We start from the raw sequence: 9150 nt of genomic DNA on the forward strand, positions 1-9150 counted from the left end.
TTTCGCCTGTCTCTGCTGAAATCCCTGAGAGGTGGGCATCAATGCTCAAGTGCAGACACCGCTGTTTTCCCGGGGGTGATCGCTATGGCTTGGCCTACCACCAGCCGCCAGTCGCGCGGCTATGGCGCTGCCCACGATCGGATGCGGGCGCACCTCCTTAAGACCGTGGTGGTCTGCGAGGAATGCCGGCGACAGGGCCGCACCACGCTGGGCCGCATCGCCGACCACGTCAAGCCGCTGGCAGAGGGCGGCACAGGCGAGCGGTCCAACTATCAGCTCCTCTGCCAAGCCTGCTCCGACGCCAAGGGGCTGAAGGACAAGGGCCAGCAGGCGCGGGCAATTGGCGTCGATCGAACGGGCCGGCCGACCAGCGCCAGCCATCCGTGGAGCCAGAGCGCGCCCGTAAGCCCTATGTCGCGGCGACGGGTGACACCCCCCGGGGGGGGCGAAAGTCGAGAGGCCGCCGGGGGCAGGACCGAACACGGAGGTTCCTGCGCTGCGCGAGCATTTCCAAAGTAAAAAGTTCGGGGTCGAGAAGGGGTAGCTGCGATGGCGAAAGCCCCTGCAAAATCCACGCGGCGACGCACGCCGGCGGTGCCGGCCGTCGATACCAGCATCGTCGCGGAGCCGGCGTGGCAGATCCTGCTGCCGGATGCGGCCGAGCGTGCCGTCGCGGCCGAACACTGGCGGCGGATCGTCGGCGAGATGACCGAGCGCCAGATCCTGTCGTCGTCGAACGGCCACGCGATCCAGCGCCTGGTGCTCGCCTATCTCGTCTATGACCGCTGCACCCGCCAGCTGGCCGCCGAGGGCGTGGTCGAGGAGCCGAACAAGGAAAACCCGAAGGCGATCGCCCGCCTGTCCATCCACTACAAGGCGATGCGGGAGGCGGAGAAGACGACCGAGCGGCTCGAGGCGCAGCTCGGCCTGTCGCCCGGCCGGCGCGGCAAGGTCGCCAAGGTGACGAAGCAGCGCCAGCGCACCGCCGGCGCCGACGCGTTCCTTGGCCCGGGCGGCTAGGAGGCGGTCGGCCGATCCGACCACGGCCTGGGCAGAGGCGGCGGTGGCCGGCGACTTCGTCGTCGGCGACCTGGTCCGCTACGCGGCCGAGCGGCACCTGCGCGATCTGCGCGACGCCGAGCGCCGCGGCTATTTCTTCCGCCCCGAGCTTGCTCAGCGCGCGCTCAACTTCTTCCCGTCGGTGTTCACGATCACCGACGGTCCCGCAGCCGGGCAGCCGTTCAACCTGTTGCCCTATCAGGTCTTCTGCGTCGGCTCGCTGATGGGCTGGGTCAATGCGGACGGCCGCTGGCGCTTCCGCACCGGCTTCGTCGAAACCGGCAAGGGGCAGGCCAAGTCGCCGATGATGGCCGGCCTCGGCCTCTACGCCATGGGCTGGTGCGGCTTTGCCCGCGCGCAGATCTACTCGATCGCGGCGAACAAGCAGACGGCCAACGTCCTCTTCAAGGACGCGACCGCAATGTGCCGGGCGCAGATCCCGGGCTATGACGAGGGCGAGACGCTCGCGCAGCTTGGCAAGGTACTGTTGCGGGGCGAGGGCGACAACACCCACAAGATCGAGCACCCAGGCTCGCAGTCCTTCTTCCTGCCGCTCGCGGGCGGCGCCCAGCAATCCGGTCCGCGGCCCCGCATGGTGCTGGCCGACGAGATCCACGAGTTCACCGTCGACACCCAGATCGAGATCTGGCGCCGCGCGATCACCAAGGTTGCCGGCAGCGCCATGATGGTGATGGGGACCAACACGCCGGCGACGGCGCAGCTGGTCGGCACGTCCTATTCGAATACCGCGATCGCGATCGCCAAGGGCGACGTGAAGGACGACACGCAGTTTTCCTTCGTCGCCCGGGTCGACAAGCGCGACCACGAGACGGTGTTCACGGACGAACAGTGCTGGCCCAAGGCACTGCCGGCGCTGGGCATCACCTATCCGGTCCAGAACCTGCGCGAGGAGGTCGCGACCGCGCAGACCCGGCTGTCGACGGCGGCCTCGGTCAAGCGGCTCTATTTCGGCATCCCGACCGGCGCGGCCGACTTCTGGATCCGCGAGGACAAATGGGCTGCGGTGCTCGACGTCATCGATGACGATACGATCGCCGCGCTGCGCGACTGCCCCTGCTATCTCAGCCTCGACCTGTCGAAGAAGAACGACCTGACCGCGCTCACCGCTACCTGGCGGGACGGCGCGGGGATCCTGTGGCAGAAGACCTGGTATTGGACGACCGAGGACGGGCTGGTCGACCGCGCGAAGCGCGACCAGGCGCCCTATGACGATTGGGTCGAGGCGGGCTTCCTGACCGCGGTACCGGGCGCGACGATCCACAAGACCTTCCCGGCCGCGCGCGTCGCCGAGCTGTGCGCCACGCACAACGTCCAGGAGCTGACGTTCGATATCGCGCAGTTCGCCGACTTCCTGGAAGCCTGCGGCGAGATCGGGCTGTCGGTCTGGACCTTCGAAGGCCCGGACAAGCCCGCCGGCAACGGCCTGAAGCTGGTGCGTCACGCCCAGGGCACCAAGGTCATGTTCGAGAGCAAGCAGTACTGCATGCCCCGCTCGATCGAGCGGTTCGAGGACCGCATCCTGAAGGGGACGATCGTGATCGACAACTCGCCCGTCACCTATTCGTGCGCGTCCAACGCCGCGATCGACACCGACGGGCAGGAGAACCGGGCCTTCAGCAAGAAGCGCTCGCGCGGCCGGATCGACGGGATCGTCACCTCGGCGATGGGCGCCGGCGCGGCCGATGGCGCCGAGCTCGAGGCGAAAAGCTATGAGGGCGGCTTCTTCGTCGACCTCGATGCCGACGAGGACGAAGCATGAGCGGATATCGTCTGTCGTCGCGGGCGGCCGAGGCCGAGGCCGCCCGCAACGCCGCGCGCGTGGTACCCGAGATCCAGGACTCGAGCAGCGCCGCGGTGATCGCCGGCGACGCCGATATCTTCGAGTGGTTCGGCGGATCCTACCAGGAAGCGGGCGTCACCGTGACGCCGGCGACGTCGATGCGCTCGACCGCGGTGTGGCGGTGCGTGACCCTCAATGCCGGCACGATGATGTCGGCGCCGCTCGGCGTCTACGAGCGGCTGCCGAACGGCATGCGCCGCGAGGTGCCCGACCACCCGTTCAACCGCTTCCTGCAGGTCGAACCGAACGACGACATGAGCGGGCCGGAGTTCATCGAGCTCCAGGCGATCGCCATGCTGCTGACCGGCAACGGCTATGGCCTCATGCGCCAGGCGCGCAACGGCACGATCACCCGGATCGACTATTACCCGCCGGCGCGCGTGTTGCCGTTCCGGTCGACCGATCGCTCGGTCTGGTACCGCTTCACCAACGAGGACGGCTCGAACGAGGATCACCAGGCCTCCTACGTCTTCCACTTTCGCGGGCCCGGGCGCGACGCCGGCGGGATCAAGGGCCTGTCCGCCATCTCGCACCATGCGAAGGCGATCGGCATCAACATCGCGACCCGCGACTATACCGCCGGCCAGTTCGAGCGCGGCCTGCTCACCAACGACTATTTTTCGTTTCCTGAGAACCAGGTGGTCACCAAGGAGCAGCGCGCTGCCTTCAAAGAATATCTGCGGCTGAAGGCGCAGGGCGTCGCCAATGCGCACAACCCGCTGATCCTCGAGAACGGCGCCGAGTGGAAGCGCGTCTCGATCACGGCGAAGGACGCGCAGCTGCTCGAGCTGCTGCAATATTCCGTCGTCGACGTCGCCCGGATCTTCGGCACCCCGCCGCACATGATCGGCGAGACCTCGGCAGCCACCACCTGGGGCACCGGCATCGAGCAGATGACGATCGGCTTCAAGCTCTACACGGTCATGCCGCACATGCGCCGCTTCGCGAAAGAGCTGACCCGCAAGCTCTTCCCGATCATCGGCGCCAGGATCCCGAACCTCTTCGTCGACTTCGATCCGGACGCGCTGCAGGTCGGCGACAGCAAGTCGCAGGGCGAGCTGTTCTCCCGCGCGCTCGGCGGCAACCAGCTGCCCGGCTGGATGAGCCAGAACGAGGTCCGTCGGAAGAAGAACCTGCCCCCGATTCCGGGCGGCGACCGCGTCTACTTCCCGCCCGAAACCCCGCCCGCCGGCGCCCAGCCCGACGATCGCCAGACGCTGGCCGACGACGAAGACGAGCCGAGCGATCCCCCGCCGGCCCCCCGAAAGGACCCCGCCGATGAATCGTAAGCTGCTCGCCCTTGCCCGGGACAATGAAGGGACCGGCGCCGGCATCCGCTCGGAGGTCGCCGACGACGTCACCACCATCTACGTCTATGACGTGATCGACGGCTTCTGGGGCGTGTCGGCAACCGACTTCGCCCGCGAGCTGAAGGCGGTCACCACCCCCAAGGTGCTCATCCGGATCAACAGCCCGGGCGGCGACGTGTTCGAGGCGCGCGCCATGATGACCGCGATCGCCGACCATCCCGCCACCTTCACCGCCCGCGTCGATGGCCTGGCCGCCTCGGCCGCGACCGCGCTGACGATCGCCTGCGACGCGGTCGAGATCGCCGAGGGCGGTTTCTACATGATCCATCAGGCCTGGACCTTCGTCATGGGCAATGCCGATGACCTGAAAGCGACGGCAGAGCTGCTCGGCAAGATCGATGACGTGCTGGTCGACGGCTATGCCGAACGGTCCGGCAAGTCGGCCGACGAGATCCGCGCCTGGATGAAGGCGGAGACCTGGTTCGGCGCGCAGGAGGCGGTCGACGCCGGCTTTGCCGACAGCGTGATCGCGGTGACCGGCAAGAAGGCCAAGGCACAGGCCCGCGCCTTCAACCTCTCCGCGTTCGCCAATGCGCCCAAGGCGCTGACCGAGAAGCAGCCCGAGATCGACGAAGGGCCGCGGCACCGCGCCCTGGCTCGCCTCGGGCTCTACGACCGAACGGCCTGAGCCGCTCACCCCTGGCGCCGGTCCCCCCGGCACCCCTCAAGGCCCTGCCGCGCGGCGGGGCCTTTTCTCTGGAGAAGACCCCATGAACATCAAGGCGCTTCGGGACCAGCGCGCCGCCAAGGCGACGGAAGCCCGCAACCTCATCGAATCCAACACCGGTGCGGGCTACACCAAGGAGATCAGCGACAAGGTCGACGCGATCTACGAGGAGATCGATCGCATCGACGCCAGCATCGCCGCGGCCGAGCGCCAGGCGCAGATCGATGGCGACGCCGCCCAGGACGACGCCGGCCGCGAGCTGGACGACCGCGTCCGCTCGCAGCTCAATCCCGAGCAGCGCGAGCAGCAGGACCGCTACAACAACGCCTTCCGCGCCTTCATCCTGCGCGGTGAGCGCGGCATGACCCAGGCCGAGACGCAGGCCCTGATCGCCGGCCCCGCCATCCAGAACGCCCAGTCGATCGGCTCGCCGGCGTCGGGCGGCTATCTGGTCCCGGCGGGCTGGGGCGGCCAGCTCCTGGAGGCGCTGGCGATGTTCGGCGGCATGCGCGACGTCGCGACCGTCTTCTCGACCGCGGGCGGCAACCCGCTGCCCTGGCCGACGGTCGACGAGACCGCGGCCGAGGGCGAGATCGTGCCCGAGAACGTCGCGGCGGCCGACAGCGACGTCACCTTCGGCACGACCCAGATCGGCGCCTACAAGTACAGCTCCAAGGTCGTGACCATCCCCTTCGAGCTGCTGCAGGACCAGGGCCCCGGCATCGACGTCGAGGCGTTCGTCCGCCGCGCGCTGGCGATGCGCATCGCGCGCATCACCAACCGCCACTTCACGCTGGGCGACGGCGTCGGCAAGCCGCAGGGCCTGGTCACCGCCGCGCCGGTCGGTCGGGCGGGCCTGACGGGCTCGGCGACGTCGGTGTCGCCGGACGACCTGATCTTCCTCGAGCATTCGGTTGACCCGGCCTATCGCTCGCTGCCGGGCGTCGGCTGGATGTTCCATGACTCGACGCTGCGCGACCTGAAGCGGCTGAAGGACAATGACGGCCGTCCGCTGTGGCTGCCCGGCTACACGGCGAAGGAGCCGGACACGTTCCTGCGCTACAAGTACACCATCAACCAGCACATGCCGGTGATGGCGGCTTCGGCGAAGTCGATCCTGTTCGGCGACCTGTCCTCCTACATGATCCGCGACATCATGCAGGTGACGCTCTTCCGCTTCGACGACAGCGCCTACACCAAGAAGGGCCAGATCGGCTTCCTCGCCTGGTCCCGCCACGACGGCAAGCTGGTGACCGCCGGCGCGCCGGTGAAGGCGTACCAAAACTCGGCGTCGTAAGCCGCCCTCGCGCGGCGGGACATCGCGCCCGCCGCGCATCCTCTTCTCGCATCGCAGGAGGCCAGCATGGCCAAACCGAGACGCCGGCCCGTTGCCCCGACGGCCGCAATCATCACCACGCCGGCTGCCGCATCGGCAACCGTCCCGCCGGCGCTCGCCGCGGCAGCCCCGGCCCCGATCGTTGCTGATGCGCCGTCCGCCGCTCCGCAGACGTCGGAGGCGACGCCTCCCGCCGCGATCGTCGTCGATGCGGCGAGCGACCATGGCGGAACGCCGCCTGCGGCAGACGTCGTGACCGAGCCGGCCCCGCCGGCGGCGATCGCGGCCGACACCGCGCCGCAGTCGGACGCCGCTGCGCCGGCTGGCCCCGCCGCGGATGCGGGCGATGAACAGCCCGACGAGAGCTCCAGCGACGCCGACCAGCTGGTCGATGCCCGGGTGCTGGTCGCCTTTGCGGATAGCGAGGTGAACGACATCGTCACCGACACCGCCGACGCAATCGAGCAGCTGCGCGTTGCCGGCCGCGTGGATCCGCATCCGGATGCCGTTGCCGCAGCGCGGGAGCTGCTCGCGTGACCGAGCCCGTGTCCCTCGAGGATATCAAGCGGCATCTGCGCCTGGATCCCGAGGACACGGACGAGGACGCTTACCTGACGTCGCTCCTGGTCGCCGCACGCCGTGCAGTCGAGCTGCAGATCGGTCGGGCGGTCATCGGCGATGATGCTGTTGCCGGCGACGATCTCGCGACCGTGATGCATGCCGTGCGCCTGATCGTCGGCACCTGGTACGGCAACCGCGAGGGCGCGGTGGTCGGCCAGCAGGTCACCTCGATGCCGCAGGGCGTGACCTGGCTGCTCAACCCGCTGCGCGTCTTCGCAAGCGAATGATGATCCCGCGCGGGCGTCTCAAGACGCGACTGACGATCGAGCGGCCCGTCGCGGATAGCAGTTTCGACGGCGCCGGCGCCACGTCCTGGATTGCGGTCCGCAAGGTCTATGCCGAGGTGCTGGACATCCTGCCGAGCCGCGGCGAGCAGCAGCGGGACGGATACTCCAGCTCCGCGTGGAGGGCGCGGGTTCGGATGGACTATCGGGCCGACATCACGCCCGACATGCGGTTCGTCGGGCGGTCGCGGGTCATGCAGATCATCAGCGGACCGGCGCGCGTCGAGCACCTCAACGCGGCCGAATTCATCGTCGAAGAATTTACCCCGGCGGGCGGCTCCTGATGCCGACCGTCAAAGGCCAGGAGGCCGTCGACCGGTTCTTCGAGACGCTGCCGGCGGAGATCGAGACCAAGCTGCTGCGCGGCGCGGCCCGGTCGGGCGCCCACGTCATAGCCGGCGAGGCGAAGCTGCGGACCTGGTCGGACGATATCCGCGACGGCGTCCGCGTGAAGACGAGGGCTGCGCCCGATCGGGTGTCGGGCATCGTGACGATCGTCGGCCAGTGGCCGCGGTCGCTAGCGATATGGGCCGAGCATGGCACCAGCCCGCACGTCATCACGACCCGCAAGGGCTCGCTGGTGGTAGACGCGAAGCTGGTCGGCAGGACAGTCGATCATCCAGGCGCACGCCGCGAGCCGTTCCTCCGGCCGGCGCTGGACACGAAGCTCGGCGAGGCCGTCAGCGCGGCGCAGGCCTACATCAATTCGCGCGTGACGCCCGCCGGCATCGTCGGGCCAGCCGATACCGAGGACGATGAGGCATGAACGGCGTCGACGTCATCGGCGGGCTGCTGCGCAGCTCCGCTGACCTCACCGATGCCTGGCCGGCGGAGAGCATCAAGGCCGGGATGCTGCCCGAGGGCGAGCTGGGGATCCTCGTCCGCTCGATCAGCCTCATCGACTATCAGACGCTCGCTCAGGAGGCGCTGGTCCGCTCGACCGAACGCGTGTCCGTCACCGTGCGGGCGAAAACCTACCGCGACCAAGTCATCGCCATGAAGCTGATCCGCCGCGCATGCGCGGGCGTGATCGCAACGGCGATCGGCGACGCCCGCAACATCTCGGTGCTGACCGCAGGCACCGGGCCCGACGTCATCGGCCCCGGCAACACCTTCGAGCAAGCCCAGGATTTCCGCGTCTCATTCGACGCTCCCGCCTGAAGGAGGCAATCATGACCAAGACGACCACCCCGGCGCCGACCAACGGCGCCGAGACGACCACGGCTGCGCCCGCCGCGAAGTCGACGCCGCACTTCGCCACCCGCGACTTCAACGATGCCGGCACCACCCGGTCGTTCAAGGCCGGTGCCGAGCTGACCGAATGCTCGGACGGCGAGATCGCCAACTATGTCGCGGCCCGCCTCGCCAGCGCCGACAAGCCGGCCGCCTGATCCCCCTTTCCTGCCCGCGACAGGATTGCCCCGCCGGCCGAGCCGGCTCGCCACCTGGAGAATAGAAGATGGCATCCTCGACTGCGGCGGGCTCGAAGCTCGCCATTTCCGCGGGCGTCCCGTCCGCGCAGACCTTTGCCGCGTATGGCGCGCTGACCTACACCACGATCGGCGGCATCGAGTCGATCGGCACCTTCGGCGCGTCGACCGAGGTCGTGAATTTCACGCCGCTCGATGGCGCGATGGAGAAGTACAAGGGCCCGACCAATTACGGTCAGCTGCAGCCGACCGTGAAGGTCGACAGCACCGATGCCGGTCAGAATCTGGTCCGCACCGCGGCCGCGCCCGACAACAACGCGCTCTACGCCGCCAAGATCATCAAGCCGGACGGCAGCATCGGCTATTGCCAGGTCCGCGTGTTCGGCTTCCCCGAGACGATCGGCGCCGCCAACTCGATCATCACCGCCCAGCCGGTGATGGAGATCAACACGCCGATCCTGACGGCCTGACCCCTTTCCGGCCCAGCCGGAATACCCCGCGCCGCCCGCCCCGCCATCGCGG

General features: G+C 68.7%; 13 protein-coding genes. All 13 read left to right on the top strand.

The window, feature by feature from the left end; genetic code table 11:
* The first annotated feature begins 141 nt into the window (after positions 1-141).
* Entirely contained in the window at positions 142-519 is a 378-nt protein-coding gene (locus IEX18_RS04415) for an HNH endonuclease signature motif containing protein (RefSeq protein ID WP_229664356.1), read from the top strand.
* Positions 520-549: 30 nt separating this feature from the next.
* The gene (locus IEX18_RS04420) at positions 550-1020 is read left to right on the top strand and encodes a P27 family phage terminase small subunit (RefSeq protein WP_188657455.1); all 471 of its coding nucleotides are present in this window, start codon (positions 550-552) and stop codon (positions 1018-1020) included.
* A 43-nt stretch (positions 1021-1063) separates the two neighbouring features.
* Positions 1064-2839: a terminase large subunit gene (locus IEX18_RS04425; RefSeq protein ID WP_229664357.1), complete on the top strand. Its 1776-nt coding sequence runs from the start codon at positions 1064-1066 to the stop codon at positions 2837-2839.
* On the top strand, positions 2836-4209 hold the full coding sequence (locus IEX18_RS04430; RefSeq protein WP_188657459.1) for a phage portal protein: 1374 nt from the start codon (positions 2836-2838) through the stop codon (positions 4207-4209). The genes IEX18_RS04425 and IEX18_RS04430 overlap by 4 nt, the downstream gene beginning before the upstream one ends.
* Positions 4199-4918: a head maturation protease, ClpP-related gene (locus IEX18_RS04435; RefSeq protein ID WP_188657460.1), complete on the top strand. Its 720-nt coding sequence runs from the start codon at positions 4199-4201 to the stop codon at positions 4916-4918. The genes IEX18_RS04430 and IEX18_RS04435 overlap by 11 nt, the downstream gene beginning before the upstream one ends.
* Before the next feature lie 82 nt (positions 4919-5000).
* On the top strand, positions 5001-6254 hold the full coding sequence (locus IEX18_RS04440) for a phage major capsid protein (RefSeq protein ID WP_188657462.1): 1254 nt from the start codon (positions 5001-5003) through the stop codon (positions 6252-6254).
* A gap of 66 nt (positions 6255-6320) precedes the next feature.
* The gene (locus IEX18_RS04445) at positions 6321-6830 is read left to right on the top strand and encodes a hypothetical protein (RefSeq protein ID WP_188657464.1); all 510 of its coding nucleotides are present in this window, start codon (positions 6321-6323) and stop codon (positions 6828-6830) included.
* The gene (locus tag IEX18_RS04450; protein ID WP_188657466.1) at positions 6827-7141 is read left to right on the top strand and encodes a head-tail connector protein; all 315 of its coding nucleotides are present in this window, start codon (positions 6827-6829) and stop codon (positions 7139-7141) included. Before IEX18_RS04445 ends, IEX18_RS04450 begins: the two co-directional genes overlap by 4 nt.
* The gene (locus IEX18_RS04455; protein ID WP_188657467.1) at positions 7138-7482 is read left to right on the top strand and encodes a phage head completion protein; all 345 of its coding nucleotides are present in this window, start codon (positions 7138-7140) and stop codon (positions 7480-7482) included. The genes IEX18_RS04450 and IEX18_RS04455 overlap by 4 nt, the downstream gene beginning before the upstream one ends.
* Positions 7482-7964, top strand: a complete 483-nt coding sequence (locus IEX18_RS04460; protein WP_188657469.1) for an HK97 gp10 family phage protein — start codon at positions 7482-7484, stop codon at positions 7962-7964. The genes IEX18_RS04455 and IEX18_RS04460 overlap by 1 nt, the downstream gene beginning before the upstream one ends.
* Positions 7961-8359 (top strand): hypothetical protein, encoded by a 399-nt coding sequence (locus IEX18_RS04465; protein ID WP_188657471.1) that lies wholly within the window; start codon positions 7961-7963, stop codon positions 8357-8359. Before IEX18_RS04460 ends, IEX18_RS04465 begins: the two co-directional genes overlap by 4 nt.
* 11 nt (positions 8360-8370) lie before the next feature.
* On the top strand, positions 8371-8589 hold the full coding sequence (locus IEX18_RS04470) for a hypothetical protein (RefSeq protein WP_188657473.1): 219 nt from the start codon (positions 8371-8373) through the stop codon (positions 8587-8589).
* A gap of 68 nt (positions 8590-8657) precedes the next feature.
* Positions 8658-9098 (top strand): hypothetical protein, encoded by a 441-nt coding sequence (locus tag IEX18_RS04475; RefSeq protein ID WP_188657475.1) that lies wholly within the window; start codon positions 8658-8660, stop codon positions 9096-9098.
* Positions 9099-9150: the final 52 nt, after the last annotated feature.

Source organism: Sphingomonas metalli (assembly GCF_014641735.1).
GTDB lineage: Bacteria > Pseudomonadota > Alphaproteobacteria > Sphingomonadales > Sphingomonadaceae > Sphingomonas > Sphingomonas metalli.

Bases quoted from the DNA above. Each gene is read 5' to 3' on its own strand.
- IEX18_RS04460 (WP_188657469.1), top strand. From the start codon at position 7,482: ATGCCGACCGTCAAAGGCCAGGAGGCCGTCGACCGGTTCTTCGAGACG.
- IEX18_RS04445 (WP_188657464.1), top strand. From the start codon at position 6,321: ATGGCCAAACCGAGACGCCGGCCCGTTGCCCCGACGGCCGCAATCATC.
- IEX18_RS04430 (WP_188657459.1), top strand. From the start codon at position 2,836: ATGAGCGGATATCGTCTGTCGTCGCGGGCGGCCGAGGCCGAGGCCGCC.
- IEX18_RS04440 (WP_188657462.1), top strand. From the start codon at position 5,001: ATGAACATCAAGGCGCTTCGGGACCAGCGCGCCGCCAAGGCGACGGAA.
- IEX18_RS04420 (WP_188657455.1), top strand. From the start codon at position 550: ATGGCGAAAGCCCCTGCAAAATCCACGCGGCGACGCACGCCGGCGGTG.
- IEX18_RS04435 (WP_188657460.1), top strand. From the start codon at position 4,199: ATGAATCGTAAGCTGCTCGCCCTTGCCCGGGACAATGAAGGGACCGGC.
- IEX18_RS04470 (WP_188657473.1), top strand. From the start codon at position 8,371: ATGACCAAGACGACCACCCCGGCGCCGACCAACGGCGCCGAGACGACC.
- IEX18_RS04415 (WP_229664356.1), top strand. From the start codon at position 142: ATGCGGGCGCACCTCCTTAAGACCGTGGTGGTCTGCGAGGAATGCCGG.
- IEX18_RS04475 (WP_188657475.1), top strand. From the start codon at position 8,658: ATGGCATCCTCGACTGCGGCGGGCTCGAAGCTCGCCATTTCCGCGGGC.
- IEX18_RS04455 (WP_188657467.1), top strand. From the start codon at position 7,138: ATGATGATCCCGCGCGGGCGTCTCAAGACGCGACTGACGATCGAGCGG.
- IEX18_RS04465 (WP_188657471.1), top strand. From the start codon at position 7,961: ATGAACGGCGTCGACGTCATCGGCGGGCTGCTGCGCAGCTCCGCTGAC.